Source organism: Methylobacterium sp. NFXW15, assembly GCF_049887755.1.
In the GTDB taxonomy this organism is placed as follows: domain Bacteria; phylum Pseudomonadota; class Alphaproteobacteria; order Rhizobiales; family Beijerinckiaceae; genus Methylobacterium.
The window spans coordinates 183,432-202,513 of sequence record NZ_JAGEKG010000007.1; the positions used below are offsets into that span (position 1 = coordinate 183,432).

At 66.5% G+C, this 19,082-nt stretch carries 22 protein-coding genes; 13 read left to right on the forward strand and 9 right to left on the reverse strand.

Annotation, left to right across the window (positions count from 1 at the left end; translation table 11 throughout):
- Window positions 1-23 precede the first annotated feature (23 nt).
- Together groL and J4O73_RS17210 are read left to right on the forward strand one after the other, a co-directional pair.
- Window positions 24-1,664 (forward strand): chaperonin GroEL, encoded by a 1,641-nt coding sequence (gene groL, locus J4O73_RS17205; RefSeq protein WP_426219249.1) that lies wholly within the window; start codon window positions 24-26, stop codon window positions 1,662-1,664.
- A 242-nt stretch (window positions 1,665-1,906) separates the two neighbouring features.
- Window positions 1,907-2,080, forward strand: a complete 174-nt coding sequence (locus J4O73_RS17210; RefSeq protein WP_426219251.1) for a hypothetical protein — start codon at window positions 1,907-1,909, stop codon at window positions 2,078-2,080.
- Window positions 2,081-2,118: 38 nt separating this feature from the next.
- Here the strand turns inward: J4O73_RS17210 and J4O73_RS17215 are convergent, their stop codons facing one another.
- Together J4O73_RS17215 and J4O73_RS17220 are read right to left on the reverse strand one after the other, a co-directional pair.
- On the reverse strand, window positions 2,119-3,438 hold the full coding sequence (locus J4O73_RS17215; protein ID WP_426219253.1) for an HlyC/CorC family transporter: 1,320 nt from the start codon (window positions 3,436-3,438) through the stop codon (window positions 2,119-2,121).
- Window positions 3,439-3,543: 105 nt separating this feature from the next.
- Window positions 3,544-5,103, reverse strand: a complete 1,560-nt coding sequence (locus J4O73_RS17220; protein ID WP_426219255.1) for a hypothetical protein — start codon at window positions 5,101-5,103, stop codon at window positions 3,544-3,546.
- 167 nt (window positions 5,104-5,270) lie between these two features.
- On the opposite strand from J4O73_RS17220, the gene J4O73_RS17225 reads away from it, so the two are divergent.
- The 5 genes from J4O73_RS17225 to J4O73_RS17245 all read left to right on the forward strand — a co-directional run bounded on the left by J4O73_RS17225 (window position 5,271) and on the right by J4O73_RS17245 (window position 10,030).
- Window positions 5,271-5,669, forward strand: coding sequence for a DUF3775 domain-containing protein (locus J4O73_RS17225; RefSeq protein WP_426219256.1), 399 nt, complete (start codon window positions 5,271-5,273; stop codon window positions 5,667-5,669).
- Between the two features lie 391 nt (window positions 5,670-6,060).
- Complete coding sequence (locus J4O73_RS17230; RefSeq protein WP_426219414.1) at window positions 6,061-6,945, forward strand: App1 family protein; 885 nt, start codon at window positions 6,061-6,063, stop codon at window positions 6,943-6,945.
- 177 nt (window positions 6,946-7,122) lie between these two features.
- A complete protein-coding gene (locus J4O73_RS17235; protein WP_378974646.1) occupies window positions 7,123-7,380 on the forward strand; it encodes a hypothetical protein in 258 nt (85 codons plus the stop codon).
- Between the two features lie 64 nt (window positions 7,381-7,444).
- Window positions 7,445-9,622, forward strand: a complete 2,178-nt coding sequence (locus J4O73_RS17240; RefSeq protein WP_426219258.1) for a primosomal protein N' — start codon at window positions 7,445-7,447, stop codon at window positions 9,620-9,622.
- 45 nt (window positions 9,623-9,667) lie between these two features.
- A complete protein-coding gene (locus J4O73_RS17245; RefSeq protein ID WP_378974652.1) occupies window positions 9,668-10,030 on the forward strand; it encodes an STAS/SEC14 domain-containing protein in 363 nt (120 codons plus the stop codon).
- A 6-nt stretch (window positions 10,031-10,036) separates the two neighbouring features.
- Here the strand turns inward: J4O73_RS17245 and J4O73_RS17250 are convergent, their stop codons facing one another.
- The 5 genes from J4O73_RS17250 to J4O73_RS17270 all read right to left on the reverse strand — a co-directional run bounded on the left by J4O73_RS17250 (window position 10,037) and on the right by J4O73_RS17270 (window position 13,059).
- The gene (locus J4O73_RS17250) at window positions 10,037-10,423 is read right to left on the reverse strand and encodes a hypothetical protein (protein WP_426219260.1); all 387 of its coding nucleotides are present in this window, start codon (window positions 10,421-10,423) and stop codon (window positions 10,037-10,039) included.
- A gap of 186 nt (window positions 10,424-10,609) precedes the next feature.
- Complete coding sequence (locus tag J4O73_RS17255) at window positions 10,610-10,816, reverse strand: Trm112 family protein (RefSeq protein WP_243953994.1); 207 nt, start codon at window positions 10,814-10,816, stop codon at window positions 10,610-10,612.
- A 13-nt stretch (window positions 10,817-10,829) separates the two neighbouring features.
- Complete coding sequence (locus J4O73_RS17260; protein ID WP_426219262.1) at window positions 10,830-11,495, reverse strand: LON peptidase substrate-binding domain-containing protein; 666 nt, start codon at window positions 11,493-11,495, stop codon at window positions 10,830-10,832.
- Between the two features lie 73 nt (window positions 11,496-11,568).
- A complete protein-coding gene (gene trxA / locus J4O73_RS17265) occupies window positions 11,569-12,471 on the reverse strand; it encodes a thioredoxin (protein ID WP_426219264.1) in 903 nt (300 codons plus the stop codon).
- Between the two features lie 114 nt (window positions 12,472-12,585).
- The gene (locus J4O73_RS17270) at window positions 12,586-13,059 is read right to left on the reverse strand and encodes a hypothetical protein (protein WP_426219266.1); all 474 of its coding nucleotides are present in this window, start codon (window positions 13,057-13,059) and stop codon (window positions 12,586-12,588) included.
- 214 nt (window positions 13,060-13,273) lie between these two features.
- On the opposite strand from J4O73_RS17270, the gene J4O73_RS17275 reads away from it, so the two are divergent.
- On the forward strand, window positions 13,274-13,492 hold the full coding sequence (locus tag J4O73_RS17275; protein ID WP_426219268.1) for a hypothetical protein: 219 nt from the start codon (window positions 13,274-13,276) through the stop codon (window positions 13,490-13,492).
- Here J4O73_RS17275 and J4O73_RS17280 read toward each other — a convergent pair.
- The gene (locus tag J4O73_RS17280) at window positions 13,486-14,400 is read right to left on the reverse strand and encodes an alginate O-acetyltransferase AlgX-related protein (RefSeq protein WP_426219270.1); all 915 of its coding nucleotides are present in this window, start codon (window positions 14,398-14,400) and stop codon (window positions 13,486-13,488) included. The genes J4O73_RS17275 and J4O73_RS17280 overlap by 7 nt on opposite strands.
- Window positions 14,401-14,474: 74 nt before the next feature.
- On the opposite strand from J4O73_RS17280, the gene J4O73_RS17285 reads away from it, so the two are divergent.
- From J4O73_RS17285 to J4O73_RS17305, 5 genes are all read left to right on the forward strand, one after another.
- Entirely contained in the window at window positions 14,475-14,993 is a 519-nt protein-coding gene (locus tag J4O73_RS17285) for a 2'-5' RNA ligase family protein (RefSeq protein ID WP_426219272.1), read from the forward strand.
- A 22-nt stretch (window positions 14,994-15,015) separates the two neighbouring features.
- Window positions 15,016-15,783, forward strand: coding sequence for a phosphatase PAP2 family protein (locus J4O73_RS17290; protein ID WP_426219274.1), 768 nt, complete (start codon window positions 15,016-15,018; stop codon window positions 15,781-15,783).
- Between the two features lie 85 nt (window positions 15,784-15,868).
- Window positions 15,869-16,207 (forward strand): PilZ domain-containing protein, encoded by a 339-nt coding sequence (locus tag J4O73_RS17295; RefSeq protein WP_426219275.1) that lies wholly within the window; start codon window positions 15,869-15,871, stop codon window positions 16,205-16,207.
- Window positions 16,208-16,282: 75 nt separating this feature from the next.
- Window positions 16,283-17,587 (forward strand): Gfo/Idh/MocA family protein, encoded by a 1,305-nt coding sequence (locus tag J4O73_RS17300; protein WP_426219277.1) that lies wholly within the window; start codon window positions 16,283-16,285, stop codon window positions 17,585-17,587.
- Window positions 17,588-17,873: 286 nt separating this feature from the next.
- Window positions 17,874-18,317, forward strand: coding sequence for a DMT family transporter (locus J4O73_RS17305; protein ID WP_426219279.1), 444 nt, complete (start codon window positions 17,874-17,876; stop codon window positions 18,315-18,317).
- 9 nt (window positions 18,318-18,326) lie between these two features.
- Here the strand turns inward: J4O73_RS17305 and flgH are convergent, their stop codons facing one another.
- The gene (gene flgH, locus J4O73_RS17310) at window positions 18,327-19,067 is read right to left on the reverse strand and encodes a flagellar basal body L-ring protein FlgH (protein WP_426219281.1); all 741 of its coding nucleotides are present in this window, start codon (window positions 19,065-19,067) and stop codon (window positions 18,327-18,329) included.
- Between the last annotated feature and the right edge of the window lie 15 nt (window positions 19,068-19,082).

Here is a 19,082-nt window from a genome sequence, read left to right on the forward strand (position 1 = left end):
CCTCGAACCGAAAGAGCTAGGACATGGCAGCGAAAGACGTTCGTTTCTCCGCCGACGCCCGCGACAAGATGCTTCGCGGCGTCGACATCCTCGCGGATGCCGTCAAGGTGACGCTCGGCCCGAAGGGCCGCAACGTCGTGATCGAGAAGAGCTTCGGCGCCCCGCGCATCACCAAGGACGGTGTGACGGTCGCCAAGGAGATCGAGCTCGCCGACCGTTTCGAGAACATGGGCGCCCAGATGGTGCGCGAAGTGGCCTCGAAGACCAACGACATCGCCGGTGACGGCACCACCACCGCGACCGTGCTGGCCCAGGCCATCGTTCGCGAAGGCGCCAAGTACGTGGCCGCCGGCATCAACCCGATGGACCTGAAGCGCGGCATCGACCTCGCCACCGCCGCCGCGGTGAAGGACATCACCGCCCGCGCCAAGAAGGTCTCGACCTCCGATGAGGTCGCCCAGGTGGGCACGATCTCCGCCAATGGCGACAAGGAGATCGGCGAGATGATCGCCCACGCCATGCAGAAGGTGGGCAACGAGGGCGTCATCACCGTCGAGGAGGCCAAGACCGCCGAGACCGAGCTGGACGTCGTCGAGGGCATGCAGTTCGACCGCGGCTACCTCTCCCCGTACTTCATCACGAACGCGGAGAAGATGGTTGCCGAGCTCGAGGATCCCTACATCCTGATCCACGAGAAGAAGCTCTCGTCGCTCCAGGCCATGCTGCCGGTGCTCGAGGCCGTCGTTCAGACCGGCAAGCCGCTCCTGATCATCGCCGAGGACATCGAGGGTGAGGCGCTCGCCACGCTCGTCGTGAACAAGCTCCGCGGCGGCCTGAAGGTCGCTGCCGTCAAGGCTCCGGGTTTCGGCGATCGCCGCAAGGCGATGCTCGAGGATATCGCGATCCTGACCAAGGGCCAGATGATCGCCGAGGACCTCGGCATCAAGCTCGAGAACGTGTCGCTCCCGATGCTCGGCCGCGCCAAGCGCGTCCGCATCGAGAAGGAGAACACCACGATCATCGACGGTATCGGCGAGAAGTCGGACATCGAGGGCCGTATCTCGCAGATCAAGGCGCAGATCGAGGAGACCACCTCGGATTACGACCGTGAGAAGCTCCAGGAGCGGCTGGCCAAGCTCGCGGGCGGCGTCGCGGTGATCCGCGTCGGCGGCGCGACCGAGGTCGAGGTGAAGGAGAAGAAGGACCGCGTCGACGACGCGCTCAACGCCACCCGCGCTGCGGTGGAAGAGGGCATCGTTCCCGGCGGCGGCACCGCCCTGCTCCGCGCCAAGAAGGCGGTTTCCGAGCTGAAGTCCGACATCCCGGACGTCCAGGCCGGCATCAAGATCGTCCTCAAGGCCCTTGAGGCCCCGATCCGCCAGATCGCCCAGAACGCGGGCGTCGAGGGCTCGATCGTGGTCGGCAAGATCTCCGACAAGACGGACTCCGAGACCTTCGGCTTCAACGCCCAGACCGAAGAGTACGTCGACATGATCCAGGCCGGTATCGTGGACCCGGCCAAGGTCGTCCGCACCGCCCTTCAGGACGCCGCCTCGGTGGCCGGCCTGCTGGTGACGACGGAGGCCATGGTCGCCGACGCGCCGAAGAAGGACAGCCCTGCTCCGGCGATGCCGGGCGGCGGCATGGGCGGCATGGACTTCTAAGTCCTGCACCCTTCGATCGGATGAGGAAGGGGGTCGCCGAAAGGCGGCCCCTTTTCTTTTGCCGTAAGGCTGCGGTCCTTACGGCTCAGCCTGACAATGTGCGTGAAGGTGTACGAATTACACAGGTTAAGCCAATATAGATCAATGCGCGCTGCCGGCGAGCGTTATCAACTCAGGCTATGGCTCACTCTGATTCCCACCCCGGCCATTTCGTCGTCTCCGCGAAGAGCGGGGAAGGTTACGTGCAGCAGACGCGCAAGGTCGCTGCCAGCGCCATCGTACTTGCGCTGTCGTGGCTTGAATCCGGGCATACCGAGGTCACGGTGATCGACCCGACGGGAAAGCCTTTGAGCCCGGAAAGCTACCGGAACGCAGCGATGCAGCGGATCGATCACGGGCACCGTCCGCGCTGGTAGTTGCCACGCGGCGATGAGACGGCAGCCAAGCTCCGATATCAGAGATCGGCTTCGCGGTGCTCGAGTTGCGGGATGGTAGGATTAGCCCCGGTAAGGGGCGTGATCTTCAATGTCGTGATCCGGTTCTTCGCCTTGCGAAGCACCTGAAACCGGAAACCATGGAAATTGAAGGCGGTGCCCTGGTCGGGGATCGTCCGCGCCTCGTGGATGACGAGGCCCGCGATGGTCGTGGCCTCGTCGTCGGGCAGGTGCCAGTCCATGGCGCGGTTGAGATCGCGGATCGGCACCCCGCCATCGACGTTCACCGAGCCATCGACCTGAAGGCGAACTCCGGAGACGGTCACGTCGTGCTCGTCCGCGATATCGCCGACGATCTCCTCCAGGATGTCTTCGAGGGTCACCAGGCCCATCACCTCGCCGTACTCGTCGACGACGAGAGCGAAGTGGGTCTTCTTCGAGAGGAACGCCTTGAGTTGCGCGCGCAAGGTCGTTGTGCCGGGCACGAACCACGTTTCCAAGGCCAGCTCCTCGACCTTCAAGCCGGAGGCGTCGCCGCCCGCTGCGTCGAGCGCGCGGAGCAGGTCCTTGGCATGAAGCACGCCGACGATGTTCTCCGGCGTGCCGCGCCACAGGGGCATGCGGGTATAGGGAGAGGCCAGAACCGCCCGGACGATGTCCTCTGAGGGCATGTCGGCATCGATGGCGCGCATTTTGGTGCGGTGGACCATCACGTCCGAGACGGAAAGGTTCGACAGGTCGAGCAGGCCGCCGAGCATGTCGCGCTCGGCGCGCTCGACACCGCCCTCGCGGTGAAGCAGCGCCACCTGCCCGCGGATCTCCTCAGCCGCCGTCAGGATCGATTGGTGCTCGCCGATGGTGACGCCGAACGGCTTGAGCATCAGGCGGACGAGCTGCTCGATGGCGAGCGCGGGCGGCCCCATCAGCGCCACCGCGAAGGCCACCGGCCTCGCGATCAGCAACGCGATCTTATCGGGGTTCGAGATGGCGAGGGTCTTCGGCAGTACCTCGGCGAAAACGATGACGAGCACCGACATCCCGACCGTGGCGTAGATCACGCCGCTTTTGCCGAAGATCGCAGTCAGCACGCTCGTCGTGAAGGCCGAGGCGCCGATGGCCACGATGTTGTAGCCGATCAGCATCGCACCGATGAACCGCTCGCGGATCGCGATGATGCGGTTCACGATGCTGGCACGGGGATCGCCGCCCTGTTCCAGAGCATGCATTCGCGCCCGGGAGGCAGCGGTGAAGGCGGTCTCCGCTCCCGCGAAGAACGCTGAGAGGACGAGCGAGATCACCACGATGCTCGCGGCGAACCAGAGGTCTGTACCAGTGTCCATCGGGCCGATCTGACGCGCCGCCCCTCGGCGCTGCGGGAGCCATATACGCCCCCGCGATGCCGGATGCATGCGGGGTGCTGCTCGCGTAAAACTTTCCCCGCGCGATCAGCGGTCCGCCGTGCGCCGCACCGTCCACGTCGCCCAGTAGACCGGCCGCCCGTAGACCTTCGATCCCGTCGAGCCACCCGCGCCGGGGGCGAGGCGATCGACCCAGGTCACGAGGCCGGACTTGCCCGCATAGGTCGCGGGCAGATCGAGATTGCCGTGGGCGTCGGTCATCCAGAAATGCGCGGAGCGATCGAAGCGCCCTGCCCCGTTTCCGCCGGAGCGGAGGCCGAGATAAGCGGTGGAACGCCCGGCCTCGACGGGATCCGAATAGAGCATCAATGCACCGATCCCGGCCGGGTCGAGATCGGCCGTGTATTGCAGGCAAATATCGGCCACCGGGCCGCCCGGCGCGTTGGCGGGTCGGTTGCAGGTGTAGGAGACGGCCCAACGCGAAGCGCTCTTGGCGCGCGCGACACGCACGAGGCTGTTCGGTGGAAGAGCATCGCCGAGACGGCGCGGGCGCGACCACACCTTGTCAACGGCAAGGTCGGTGGCCGTGCGCAGGAACAGACCCATCCGGCGCTTTTCGGGTGGCAGGTTGCAATCTTCCGGCAGCACATCCGTGTAGAAGTAGTGATAGGTTTTTTCGACGATGCTGATCGAGCCCACGAGACCCTGGGTCTCGAACGGCATGGCCGCGCAGGCCGAGCGGACGGGCTTGCCCTCTTCATCCAGCACGACGGCCGGCTCCAGGGCCGAACGGCGCTTCCTGTCCTTCTCCTGGTTCACAGGCACCCAGGCGAGGTTCCCACTCTCGTCGCGAGTACGGATCTCGAAATTTGCGAAATCGAGGGTGCGCGCTTCGATCTGGACACGGCGGAGGGAAACCGGGGTCGCGGGCTCGGACCAATCACGCGGACGGCGCCCGCGCCTGCGTCGGGGCCTGTCCTCACTCGTCTCGGCCGCGGCCTCGGTGACGGGGGCCTCCTGACCCAGCAGGAAGACGTAAGAGTATTCCTCTCCCGCCCAATCCCGTCCCGCTACCGCAATCGGGTCGCGCGGGCCGATACCCTCGCGAGCCTGCACTGGCGGCTCATCGCCGTCACGATCACGCCCGCGTCGGCGACGCTTCGTCTGCTTGTCCTTTTCCGGCAGCGTCACGCCGAAGCGACTCTGCGAGGGCGGCAGGATGGTCGCGAGTTGCTCCGGGCTGCGGCCGGTGTGCAGCGCGCCGCCATCGCGGTCGTCCGTGGCCATCCGTTCGGGGCATTCCTCGCCCCGCCGTGTCTTGCCAAGCGGGCTCTCGCCCTGAAAGACGAACTCGATCGGCCCGTCTACGGGTGTCTTCTGAAGCCGAAGCAATTGCACGCCGCTTACGAAGGAGCAGGCGGGCGGCGCGGCGAGGACGCCTTCGGCCTCGCTGCCGTCGCGGCAGATTTCCAGGCTGCCACCGCCGGTGAGAAAGCAGGTCGGCGCGCTGCCGTCATAGGTCGGCCGCGCCTGCGCCGGAGCGGCGAGCCACCCCGATAGAATCACGGCCGATCCCAGCGCCCAGACGGGCGTCCAGCGGTGGCGGGTCACGGGTCGGGCGGAAGCTGCGGTCGTCATCGGCGACATGCAAGCTCCAGAGGCGCGGCTTCGTTCCGCTCACGGTTGTGGACCCCGCACTTTGCCTCCTCCCGATCACGCCGGACGTGTCCGAGCGAACCGCCGCGCGCCTCGCCCGTTGTGCGGCTCATGGGGCCGTGATCGGCCCGGTTCACATGCGTCTTCGGGAGACCCTCATGGATATCGCCGCCGATACCGTCGCCGACATCGTCATCCGCCTGCGTGCGATCGAGGTGAAGGAGGGCGCCACCGATCCGGATTCCGGCTCGAACCCCATTGATGACGGCTCGACCGACGTCCTCGTGTCCGGCACGGACGATGCCACCGAATCCGAGGTGCGGAGCATGATCGCGGGCCTCGATGACGATTCCCGCGCCGAGCTTCTGGCCCTTCTCTATGTCGGCCGCGGTGACATGGAGCCCGAGGAATGGGACGCCGCCGTGAAGTTCGCCCGCGAGCGCGAAGCCGTCGGCGAGGGAGCGATCAAGGAATTGCTCGGCACGCCCGATGCTGGCGACCTGCTGGAAGAAGGGCTCGACGCGCTCGGCCTCACCCCCGAACTCCCCCAAGCATGACGGCCTGAGAACCATGGAAAGCCGCACCCGCCGGGCCGCGCGGAAGGCTTTGCGCGTCGTCGCCCGCCCGGTGCGGCGGGCGCAGGGGCGTGGCGGCCTCGTGGTCGAGCCCTATCGTGGCTACGGCTCGGCGGACGAGATCTTCCTGATCGGCCGCGTCTTCCGGCAATCGCCCGGCATTCCGGGCGAGGATCCGGAATCCTGGCGCGCCCAATGGCGGGACGTGCGGCGCCGCATCTCCCGCCGCACAGTGGCGGGAGCCAGGATCCTTGCCCGCTTCGGCGGCACCGAGTGCGAGGCCGTGACGGACCGCGACGGCTATTTTCGCTTGCACTTGCGCCCGCAATACCTGCCGGCCATCGATGGCGCTTGGCATGAGGTGGATCTGCTGATGGAGGCCGATCCGCCGATTCCGGCCAAGGCGGAGGTGTACATCCCGACCGTGGGATGCGGTTTCGTCGTCGTCAGCGACATCGACGACACGGTGATGCGCACGGGCGTCGCCAACAAGCTGAAGATGCTGTGGCGACTGTTCGTGGAGGACGCCGAAAGCCGCGTCGCCTTTCCTGGGGTGGCCTCGCTCTACCGGGGCCTGCACGGCGGCGCGAGCGGGAGCGATGGCAACCCGATGCTGTATGTCTCGCGGGCGCCCTGGGGCCTCTACGACATGCTCACGGAGTTCTTCCGTAGTCACGACATCCCGGCCGGGCCGGTTCTGTTCCTGCGGGAATGGGGGCTGTCGTGGACTCATCCCCTCCCCCGGAAGGCCGAGGACCACAAGCAAGCCCTCATTCGCCACATGCTTGACCTCTACCGGGACCGTCCCTTCATCCTGATCGGCGATAGCGGGCAGCACGACCCGGAAGTGTACGCGCAGATCGTGGCCGACCATCCGGGGCGGGTGAAGGCGGTCTATATCCGCAACGTCTCGCGCGATGCCGCGAGGACCGAAGAGGTGGTGCGCCTGGCGGGAGCCGTGGCGGCGACGGGATCGAGCCTCGTCCTTGCCGCCGACAGCATTGCCATCGCCCAGCACGCGGCCGGTTTGGGGCTTATCACGCAACAGGCTGCACGAGCCGTGGCCGAGGAGCATTCGGTGAGCCAAGCGCCGCCTCCCCGCGCCGAAACGGTGCGCCTCGTTCCAGCCCCGAATGGCGACGGCACGGCGCTGGCCCCGGACGTGATCGCCGCTTTCGCCGACGAAGCGGAGGTGCCCGCGACGGTGGTCGTTTCCCCGCCAGACGTACGAGGGACGGCTCCGCTCACGGGAGTGTGAAGGCACCATCGCGCGTGTCAGGTGTCATTCCGCTCGTGCGAAGCGGGCCGGAAGATGTTTGTGAAGATTGAGCTGATTGCTGCAACGCAGCATTTCCGAGAACGCACTTCTCTGGACAGCTTCGAATCTTAGGTTCGCTCCCTTCCGAGCCGCCTGCCCACCTGGTGGAGACGCTGCATGCAGACCTACACCCTTGCCATCGCCGACGGCGTCCTTTTCGCTTGCCTTCCCGATGGCGGCGACATCGCCGCCGCCATTGATGACGCGACCGCAGTGAGCTACGGCGCCGGGCTGTCTCTCGATATCGTCCGCGGTACCGTGCTCACCGATGCGGCCGGTCCCGGAGATGAGATCGTCTGGCGGGAGAGCTCGGACAGCGAATTGCTTGACGAGGATGGTCGGCGTTACCGGTACGCCGTACGCCGCCATTCCTGATCGGCCGGGCGGTAGGCGCGGCACGTAGCGCTTTTTCCGGTGTGTTCTGGTACAAAGATAGAACATGCCGACCGTCGCCGAAATTCTGATCCCCCTCGCGATCGACACGCCTTACAGCTACGTCGTCCCGCACGGCCTCTCTGTCGAGGCGGGGGACGTGGTGCAGATCCCGCTGGGGCCGCGCGAAACGGTCGGCGTCGTCTGGAGCGTGGCCGAGAGTGTCGGCGGCTCGAACCTGCGGCCGGTGACGGGTGTGATCGATGTGCCTCGCCTCGGCGGGACACTGCGCGGCCTCGTCGATTGGATCGCCCGCTATACCCTCGCGCCCAAGGGCTCGGCACTGGCCATGGTGTTGCGCCTGCCCGATGAGGCGGCGGGTGCCGAGATCGCCCGCGTCGCCGTGAAGATCTCCGGCAAGCCCCCGACCCGCGCGACGGCGGCGCGGAGTAAGGTGCTCGCCATTGCCGCCGACGGTGAATCGCGCGGCAAAAGCGCCCTGGCCAAGGAAGCGGGCGTCTCGCTCTCCGTGGTCGACGGTTTGATCGACGACGGGGCCCTCGACGCCATTGCGATCGCCCCCGAGCCGGTGGCACCGGTTCCTGATCCGGACCATCCCCGGACGCCACTCTCCGAGGCGCAGGCGGACGCCGTGGCGGCCTTGGAAGCGGCCTTCGACGAGAGTGCGCGGGCTGGTGCGGTGAAGCCCGTCCTGCTCGAAGGCGTGACCGGTTCAGGCAAGACCGAGGTCTATTTCGAGGCTGTGGCGGCCTGCGTCCGAGGGGGCAAGCAGGCTCTGATCCTGATGCCGGAGATCGCGCTGACCGCGCAATTTCTCGACCGGTTCGCCGAGCGTTTCGGCGTTCGCCCGGCGGCATGGCATTCCGGTATCGGCGGACGACGGCGGGAGCGGTTGCGCGCGGCGGTCGCATCAGGCGAAGCGAAGGTGGTGGTCGGCGCGCGCTCAGCCCTGTTCCTGCCCTTCGCGCAGCTTGGCCTCATCGTGGTCGATGAAGAGCACGAGACCGCCTACAAGCAGGAAGACGGCGTTCATTATCATGCACGCGACATGGCGGTGGTCCGCGGACGTCTCGAAGGCTGTCCCGTTCTGCTCGCCTCCGCGACGCCTTCCATCGAGAGCCGCGTGAACGCGGCGCGGGGACGCTACGACCACCTCATCCTGCCGGAACGCTTTGGCGGGCGGCGCCTGCCCGATATCGCCGCCATCGATATGAGGCGCGACCCGCCTGAAAAGGGCAGCTTCATCAGCCCGCCCCTGGTGAACGCGGTGAAGCACACGCTGGAACGCGGCGAACAGGCTCTGCTCTTCCTCAACCGGCGGGGATATGCGCCGCTGACCCTCTGCCGCGCCTGCGGCCATCGCTACCAGTGCCGCAACTGCTCGACTTGGCTGGTGGAGCACCGGTTTCGCCGGGCGTTGGTCTGCCACCAATGTGGCTACACCGAGCGGCGGCCCGAGGCCTGCACGAATTGCGGTGCCTTCGACCATTTGACCCCCTGTGGGCCCGGCGTCGAGCGGATCGCCGAGGAGGCGACCGCGCTATTCCCGGACAAGCGCATCATCGTGCTGTCGAGCGACTTCCCCGGCGGGGCCGAGCGGCTACGGCAGGAACTCGATGCCGTGGCGGCGGGAGAATGCGACCTCGTCGTCGGCACGCAACTCGTAGCCAAGGGGCACAACTTCCCCGGCCTGACGCTGGTCGGCGTCCTCGATGCCGATATCGGACTGACATCCGGCGATCCGCGCGCTGCCGAGCGTACGTTCCAATTGCTCCAGCAGGTCACGGGCCGCGCGGGACGCGGGGAGAAGCCGGGCCGGGCCCTGGTCCAGACCTACCAGCCCGAGCATCCGGTGATCGCCGCTCTGCTCTCGGGCGATGCCGAACGGTTCTATGCGGAGGAGATTGCTGCCCGCGAGGCAGCGGGCCTGCCGCCCTTCGGTCGTCTGGCGGCGCTGATCGTCTCGGGGACGGACAAGGCGGCGGCGGAAGCGCATGGGCAGGCGCTGGCCCGTGAGGCGGACCCGCCCCCGGGCATCATGGTGCTCGGCCCCGCCGAGGCGCCGCTGGCGCTGATCAGGGGGCGGCACCGGTTCCGGCTGCTCGTGAAGACCGAGCGCAACATCGACATGCAGGCCTACCTGCGCGAATGGCTCGCCCGCGCCCCGAAGCCGCGCGGCAACGTTAAGGTTACGATCGATGTCGACCCGCAGAGCTTTTTGTAGGAGACAGGGCGCTCCGGCTGCGAGGCCGTGCACGAGGAGCGAGCAGTGCTGACCTACACCAAGACGCCGGACTCGAACGTGGCCGAGATCGTGGTCGACGGAAAGATCTCCGACGAGGAGATGAACGCGGCCATCGCCGCGATGAAGGCCGACCTCGACAAGGGCGACCGCCTCAAGCTTCTGGAGGATATCCGCAGCTTCCAGGGCATGGAGCCGGCGGCGTTCTTCAAGGACCCGCGCTTCGGCATTTCGATGATGAAGGGCGTCAGCCACGTCGCCCTGGTGACGGATGCGCCTTGGCTCAAGATGATGGCCGAGACCTTCGCCTTCGTCTCGCCCTACAAGATCAAGGTGTTCGAGCGTGAGCGGCTGTCCGAGGCCCGTTCCTGGCTCGCCGCTGCGGCCTGAACCGGCTTACTCGGCCTGGGCGGTGCGCGTGTCACCGCGCCGGGCCGTCCAATGGCCGGAGCAGAGGGAGGATACGGCCCAGGTGCCCGATCCCTGCGTGCCGCTGAGGCGCCCGGTTCCGGTGCCCGAGCCGCCCGCTCCGGCAACGGTGATCCCCACCGTGCCGTCCGGGGAAACCTTACCGCTGACCCGGGCACCGCCCGAAAGGGGCCGAACCTCACCGTCGCGGATGGCGACGCTGTAACTGTAGCGCGCGTTGCAGAGACCGCTCTCGGTTACGAGCTCGACCGCCCATGTGCCGTTGTGCCGCTCCGGACCTGCCACTGCGGGTGCAGCAACGGCACCGGCGGTGATGGCGGCGACGGCGAAAAGGGTTGGGACGGTAAAGCTCATCGACTCAGTGGCTCTCGGCAAATACAGCGACGCCTTGGCGCGGTTCAGCGCCCAGTCGTCAGCTTCGTTGCGGGATGAGCCACCATAAACCATCGTGCGCGGCAACAATATGGCTGCGCGCTGACAAATATGTATTATTTCGTAACCGCGCGAAAGCTCGGCAATAAAGCCGAGCTTCTCCGATGATCAATCGTGCAGAGGGCGCGCCTCTTCCGGCAGCATGATCGGAATGCCGTCGCGGATCGGATAGGCGAGCTTGGCCGAGCGGCTGATCAATTCCTGCTTGGCGGAATCGTATTCCAGGGTGCCCTTGGTCAGCGGGCAGACGAGGATCTCCAAGAGCTTGGGGTCCACGCGGGTCGCCTCGACGGGGGCGGTGAGATCGTTGGCCATGACGGGCTTCGTCCTATTGCATCGTCGGTTCGGGGCCTGAGCCCCGCAACAGTTCCATCTGCGTGACCGCGATCAGGATCTCGGCACGGGTCTTGAGGTCCGCCGCTTCGAGCATCGCCTGCTTCTCGCGGATCCCGAACGGGCTCATCATGCACAGCGCGTTCACGAGGGCTTCGTTCGGAGCCTCGTCGATCCCCGCCCAGTCGACCTTCAGTTCGTTCGACTCGACGAAGTCGCGCAGGGCCTTGAGGACGCCCGCCCGGTCGACCTGTTCCTCACCCGCGCGGGCCTGGAAGTCCACCGCGAACTCGTCGTAGCTCACTTGGCACTGGCGATAGACTTCGGGCGAGGCGACTTCGCTCTCGACCCGGAACCGGCTGAGGCCGGTGAGCGAGATCAGATACCGTCCGTCGCCCGTTTCGGCATATTGGGTGATGCGCCCGGCGCAACCGACACGGAACAGCTTCGGATGCGCCGAAGCAGCGCCATCCGGGTCTGGTTGGATCATGCCGATCAGACGATCACCGCGCAGGGCGTCGTCCACCATCTTGAGATAGCGCGGCTCGAAGATGTTGAGCGGCATCTGTCCCCTCGGCAGCAGTAGCGCGCCGGGCAAGGGAAAGATCGGGATCACGGCGGGGCAATCCGCCGGACGATGGAAGCCGGAATGCGTGCTCATCGCACCTCCTCTGGCGCGATCACCCACCCCGGCTCCCGGACGCGCCTCTGTGGTCCGGGATGGGGCCGATGCGCTACGAAAACAGCAGGGCCGAAAGCTTGCGTCGGCCGCGGATCGTGTCGGGATCCATGACGCCCCAAGCCTCGAAGAACTGAAGAAGCTGCTTGCGCGCGGCGTCCTCGTTCCACGTCTTGTCGCGTTTGTGGAGTTCGATCAGGTGATCGACCGCCTGCTCGCGCTGATTACGGGCCGCGAGGCCGAGAGCCAGATCGAAGCGGGCCTGATGAGCGTCGGGATTGGCGTCGATCGCCTTCTGTAGTCCAGCGAGATCACCGAGCGAGGCAGCCTGTTCCGCAAGTTCCAGCGCGGCGCGAATGCCGGCCAGGGCGGGATCGTTCGCCTTCTCTTCCGGCACCATGGCGAGGACACGCTTGGCGTTCTCGATCTCGCCCGCGTCCAGCTGCAGCTTGGCGAAGCCTGCCAGCGCAGTGACGTTGTCGGGCTCCTGCTCCAGCACGGCCGCATAGATCTCGGAGGCACCCGCCAGCTCTCCGGCCTCGACGAGAGAGGCCGCCTCTTCCAACGCCGCCTCGATCGGCGACGGGCCGCCCGGACCCGCGAGCCGCTCGATGAATTCCTTGATTTGGCTCTCGGGCACCGCGCCCATGAAGCCATCGACGGGGCGACCCTTGTCGAAGGCGATGACCGCCGGGATCGACTGGATGCCGAGCTGACCCGCGATGGAGGGATGCTCGTCGATGTTCATCTTCGCCAGCACGACCTTACCGGCGGCGGCGTTGACGGCCTTTTCCAGCACGGGGGTCAGTTGCTTGCACGGCCCGCACCACGGCGCCCAGAAGTCCACGAGGACCGGGCGGTTCATGGATTCGGCGATGACGTCCTGCCGGAAGGAGGCCGTCGTTGTATCCCTGACGAGGTCGCCGGAAGCGCCCCCGGCGCTGGTGTCGTTGAGCATCGATCTGGCTTCGGAACTTTTCCCGTGAAGCCTGCTAGATGGGGCTCGAAGGGGGACATGACCAGCCCGCTGCGCGGATGCTTCGCGGTTGTCCACGCCCGGTTGCCCCCAAAATCAGCGGGTAGGCGCCGCGTGGGCTGCTTTCGCGGCGGTGACGAAGGTGCCCGAATAGATCTTTCCATCGGCAGTCTTGGCCTCGCACGCGATCGAGGTGCGACCAGGCTCCGGCGTCGAGAAACGGCAGGCGCCGATGGCGAGAACCGGCGCGCCGACATCGCTCCCGGCCTTGCTCTCCGACACCACGTTGATCGGCTGGAGCGGGTCGGTCTCCTCCGTCGCTTCCTGCTGAGCACCGTTCCCGGAAAAGCTAATGACCTGCCCGTCCTTGGTCGCGAAGTCGAAGGTCGTTCGATTGCGCGCCACGCCGTTGGTCAGGACGGGACCGCATTGCGCGCTCACATCCTTGCCGGCCACCACCAGCGACTCGCAAGCTCCTTCGAGCTTGAGTGCAGTCTGTGCTGAAGCGCCCTGGACGCCGAGGGCGGCGACGGCCGAGCAGATGCAAGCGATGCGAGATGAAGCCTTCATGGTGTTGCGTGAACCTCCCGTGGGGATTCGAATTCTTTCCCTTGATCTAGGCTTGGCGACAGTTCCGTCGAGACACGGGCGCACGATCCGCCCGGCGCAGGTCTGGCCTGCACGTCAGCCTCTGTTGCAGTGCAACAAAGCGCGGCAGACAGGGTTTGAGAGGCGGATGCGGCATCGGCTTCGCGTCAAACGATGATGGAAGAGGAGAACCGCGATGACCCTCGCGCTTGTACCCGTGGCGGAAGCAGCAGTCTTCACGTTCGGCTGCATCGCGATCCATGCGCTGCGGCGGCATGCGGACGTCGTCACCGCCACGCTGGCCTGCTTCGCAACGATCCTCTTCCTCTTGATCGGCGCGTCCCTGGCCCCGGCCTCGATGCTCCTCGATCACCAATCGAGCGACTTCGCGATGATCGATCCCTCGCTTTACTGATCCGGCATGGCCCGGCGGGCGGCGGTGTCGATGTCGTACCGATCGTCCGGGACGCGAGCGAGAAACCGCTCCGCGAGTTCATAGAGCAGGATGTCAGGCTTCACCGCCTCGATGTAGGACCAATCGAGGCTTGAGGACCACACGAAGTGGACCTCGCGAAAGCTCTCGGCGAGGAAGCCCGTGAGCAGGAACGGCGCGAAATGTGCCGAGCTGTCGCCGAAGAGGACGAGGCATCGCGGATCTGCCGTTTCCGCCTCGTTGCGATAGACGACATGCGCGCCGGTATGCAGCTCGGCCGCACGTCCTCTCGCCTCATAGGCGGCGAGCAGCGCGCCGGTTTTGACCCGTTTCGCCTCCCGCAGGATCGCCATACGCTCGACATCCTCGAGCGGCGGGTCAGGCAGCTTCTCGCCGAGATCCATCACCACCGGCTCGCGCACCCTCGGGCGGGTGGCGATGTCGGCGGGCGGCGTCGCGCTCAACGCCCGCATGATGGCGCGGTAGGCGACGAGGCACCCTTCGAGGGACCAATGGGAATCGGTGCGTAGATAGAGCGGTGAGGCCCCATCGCGTTCCGCGCGAAGGGGTGCGAGCAGGTCGAGATAGGCCGCGCTGCGCCCGAGACGCTTCGCCAGCTGCCGGGCCGACGAATGGCCGGGCACGTAGCGCAGCCCGTCGGTGAGATGATCGTAGACCGACAGCTTTTCCGGCACGATCACGTGCAGGTACCGGATGCCGAGCCGCTCGGCGCGCGACGCGCGGGCGGCGATCAGGCGCGCCCAGCGCCGGAGGAGCCACCATTGCGCCAGCGGTCCGCGATAGCGATCCATGACGCGGTTGCTGCCGCCGATGAGGAAGAGCCAGCCGTCGCGGCCTTGATGCACAGGGGACTTGTCCGTTTCGGCCATCGCGGGAGCCTTAGCCGCCCTCGCGCGGAACGCCTAGGCTGGACCTTGGCCCGGACGGCGCCATCTCGCCACTGATGCAAGAGCCGCCCCCCCTGATCCTGACCCTCGCCTTCGATGAGGTGACCTTTGCCCGATTCGATGGCGAGCGCCGCCGTCATTTCCCGGAGGCGCTGAACCACATCCCGGCCCATGCCACGCTGTTCCACCATCTCCCCGGCGACAGGGAGCGCGCGGTGCTGGAGACGATCACCGCCCTCGCCCGTACCCTGCCGCCGCCGGACGTGGCGGTGACGGGCCTTCGGTTTATTGGCCGCGGCGTCGCCTACGTGCTCGAGTCGGAGCCGTTGGCGATGTTTCGTGGAAGGCTCGCGAAAGAATTCATCGCCGATCTGACCGCGCAGGACCGGCAGGGCTGGCGTCCCCACGTGACCGTGCAGAACAAGGTCGCGCCGCAGGTCGCCCGTGCGTTGCACGAGAGCCTTCAGGCGGGCTTCGAACCGTTCCGCTTCACTACCCCGGCGCTATTGCTGTGGCGCTATCTCGGCGGCCCTTGGGGCCGGGTGGCGCGTATCCCGTTCGGGGATCATGCCTGATGCTCGGTGGGAGATGGGTGCCATGAGAGTCCCGAGAGCGGTGACGCATAATCCGATCACCGGACGGGCGACGGCCGTCTGGTTCTGGCTTCGCCTCAACGAGGTGGGACCGCTCGTCGCCCTGCTCTGCCTGAGCACACTCGGCTATGGCTTCTTCGCCCTGGCGCATGAGGTCGGCGAGGGCTCCACCGAGGCGCTCGATCGGCGCATTCTGCTCGCCTTGCGCAATCCCGCCGATCTGTCGGACCCGATCGGGCCCCCCTGGCTCGAAGAGACCATGCGGGACATCACCGGCCTCGGCAGCATATTCACGGTGGTGTTCGTCACCTGTGCCGTGTCCGCCTATCTCGTCCTGACGAACCGGCGCCGGATCGGCCTCTACGTCCTCGCCGCAGTCGGCAGCGGCGAGTTGGTCTCGACGGTGCTCAAGCTTTTCTACCACCGGCCACGGCCGGATCTGGTGCCGCACGGCATGGAGGTCTTCACCGCGAGCTTCCCCAGCGGCCACGCGATGATGTCGGCCATCGCATATCTGACACTCGCGATCCTGCTGGCTCGCGTCGATCGCAATCGTAGGGTGAAAGCCCTGGTGCTCGTGCTTGGCGTCGGGATCACGCTGCTGGTCGGGATCAGCCGGATCTATCTCGGCGTTCACTGGCCGAGTGACGTCGTCGCCGGATGGTGCGTCGGCGCGGCCTGGGCGTCGCTCTGCTGGTTCGTTGCCCTGCAATTGCAGCAACGCGGCGAGGTCGAGGTTAATGATCCGCCGACTGGGCCGCCCTCGCATTAAGCATGACCTGAGAACGGTCAAATGGGACGGCAGCAAAATAGTGAATGATACGTTACCGATGCTCACGGAGTTGTGAGGATCGGCTTTGAAAGAGCGCAGAGATGTCGAACGCCGCCGGGTTCTCCTCGGTGGCCTCCTCGAGACGGCAGCCTTCCTGCCGGAAATCGCCTGCACGATTCGCAACGTGTCGTTGACCGGCGCGCGGATCAGGATCGCGGAGGGATCGATCCTGCCCGAGCGAGTGATCCTTCGCGTGCCGATCCGTGGCGAATGCCGTGAGGCCCGGATCGTCTGGCGCGACGGTGACGCGGTAGGACTGCATTTCGAAGCGATCGAAGCCGTCCCCACCCTGTCCCAGCGAAAGACGGTGGATGGGGAGCCCGAGAAGGCGTCTTTGACGCCGCCGAAGGGCTCGCTGCACTGAGGGCATCCGTGGCGGTTCGGAACCCCCACTTTGGGGGCGGGGTTCCTCAAGCCCGAATTCGACGAGCGGAGCCCCATGGCAGACGACGATCGCTTTTCCCGGCGTAGCCTTCTTGCCGTGGGAGGTGCGCTTGCCGGCGCGGCCTTCGGCGGCGCTCGCAGCGCCGATGCGGCTACACCCGGCCCGGCCGTGCCAGCCGATACCGGTGCCGTGCAGGGCAATCGCGTGCTGTTTCCGAATTGGCGCGGAGCCGGTGATCCGGCCCCCGCACCCAGTCCGGCGCCCCAGCCCCCGTCCCAGCGTGTCGGCTATTGCATCGTCGGCCTGGGTCGCCTCAGCCTCGACGAGATCCTTCCGGCCTTCGGCGAGACCAAACGTTCGCGCCTCGTCGCGCTGATGTCGGGAAGCCCCGACAAGGCTCGCCTCGTCGCTCGCCAGTACGGAGTGGCCGACGAGGCCGTCTACGGCTACGGCGATTGGGACAGGCTCAAGCAGAATTCCGAGGTGCAGGCGGTCTACATCGTGACGCCGAACGCGGTTCACCGGGAGAACGTCCTGGCGGCGGCGGGCGTCGGCAAGAACGTGCTGTGCGAGAAGCCGATGGCGGTCGCCTCGCAGGAATGCCGGGACATGATCGACGCCTGCGCCAAGGCGGGCGTGAAGCTGATGATCGCCTATCGCTGCCAATACGAGCCGTACAACCGTGCATTGGTGAAGGCCGTTCGCGGCGGGAGCCTCGGCAAGGCGCGTCTGATCCAGGCGTTCAATGGGCAAACCACGGGTCTGCCCGAACAATGGCGGCTCAAGAAGGCGCTGGCTGGCGGCGGCGCCCTCCCCGATATCGGGCTTTATTGTCTCAACGGGACGCGGGCGCTGCTCGGTGAGGAGCCGGATTCGGTTCAGGCCACCGTGCATTCACCGCCCGACGATCCGAAATTCAAGGAGGTCGAGGAGACGGTGAGCTTCACCCTCCGCTTCCCCTCCGGCGTCATTGCGCAATGCATGACGAGCTACGGCGTGCACGAGTCGCGGGCGTTGAGTATCCACACCTCGGCGGGCGCCTTCGATCTGCAGAACGCCTTCGCCTATCGCGGACAGAGGCTGTTCGTCGGCCGCGCCGAAGGAAAGAGCGAGGCGCGCGACGAGAAAATCCTCTCGCACAAGAACCAGTTTGCTCTGGAGATCGATCATTTCTCCCGCTGCATCCAGGAGAACGTCCGGCCCCGGACGCCCGGTGAGGAGGGGCTGCAGGACCAGATTCTGATGGAGGCGATCTATGAATCGGCTCGCACCGGAGCCCCGGTGAAGACAGGTCCCCTCCCCGGCACCGGCAGCGGTCTCGACGCTACACGCGGGCCGGAGCCGGAAGACCCGGCCTGAGCGGCTGGCCACAGAACCATTTCTCCCGTCATCCCCCCCCCTCATCCTGAGGTGCTGCGGAGCAGCCTCGAAGGAAGGTTCCAGGGATCGTAGCGTCCTCTGGAGGTCTCCTTCGAGGTCCGCTGAGGCGGGCGCCTCACGAGGACGGCGACGGTGAGAGAGCGTTGGAGGACGGAATGCCGAGTCCTCTTCGGCCTTACGTCAAAGCTACGGCACCGGGTGCGGCAGAACCCCGCGCATCGATATCCGTCCGGAGCTTGGCGGCTCGCCGCCGCGCTTGCTGGACATGATCTTCCTCTATGGCCTGACGATCCTGGCCGGCATCGCGAACGCGATCCAGCCCGGACAGAACGCGACTCTCTCGAAGTCGCTCGGCCTGCCGATCACGGCAGGTCTCATTACGCTGCTCATCAGTAGCAGCCTGTTGCTCGTCGGGGGCTTGGCCCTCGGAAAGCTCGAAGTGCCGACTGGCCAACAGCTGTCCGCCGTACCTTGGTGGGCGTGGTTCGGCGGGTTCTTCAGCGTGCTGCTGATCCTCGCCCAGCTCTACGCATCCGCCTCCATCGGGGCGGCGTCCTTCCTCGGCATCATCGTGACCGTGGGCGTGGTCTGCTCCATTGCCCTCGATCACTTTGGATGGGTCGGGTTTCCCGTCCACCCGGCGAGCATTTGGCGGATGGCGGGCGCCGTCCTGATGATCGCGGGGGTCGCGCTGGTCGCCCTGTTCTGAGGCTCAGTCCTAGAACGGCAGAAGGATGTCGACGAGTTGCTGTCCGTAGCGCGGTTGCTGCACGTCGGTGATCTGGCCACGTCCGCCATATGCGATGCGGGCCTCGGCGATCTTGGTGGAATCGATGGTGTTGTCGGCCGCAATGTCCTCCGGCCGCACCACGCCCGCCACGATCAGCTCGCGCACCTCGAAGTTGATGCGGATCTCCTGCTTGCCCTCGACCACCAGGTTGCCGTTCGGCAGCACCTGGGTGACGACCGCCGCCACGTTGGTGGTGACCTGCTCCGCACGCTGGACTGAGCCCGCGCCGTCGTTGGCGGTGGCGGAGGTCGCGCTGAGGAGCGCGCTGCCGCCGACGCCCGCCGCCTTGCCGGCCGTGGTGTTTTCCAGCCCGACGGCATTCGGCAGGCCGAAGCTCTCCGTGTTGGCGCGGGACCGCTTGGTCTCGTTGCTGATGTTGGCCTTGTCCGTCACGATGACGTTGACGGTCAGGACGTCGCCGACCTTGGCCGCGCGCTGATCCTTGAAAAAGGCCCGGGAGCCCGTGCGCCACAGGGAGTTCGGGGCGTAGGAGACGGGCTGCACGTCAGGCATCGGCATCCGCACCGGTTTGTAGCCGGGCTGAGCCGTCGGATCCTGGATGGCCGAAAGGGCCGGAGTGGCGCCGATGTTGGAGAGGCGGTCGGCCGTGTTGCAGGCGCCGAGCGCCAGCGGCAGCGCCACGGTGGTGAGACGGACGATCAGGCGCATCGGCGGAACTCCTCG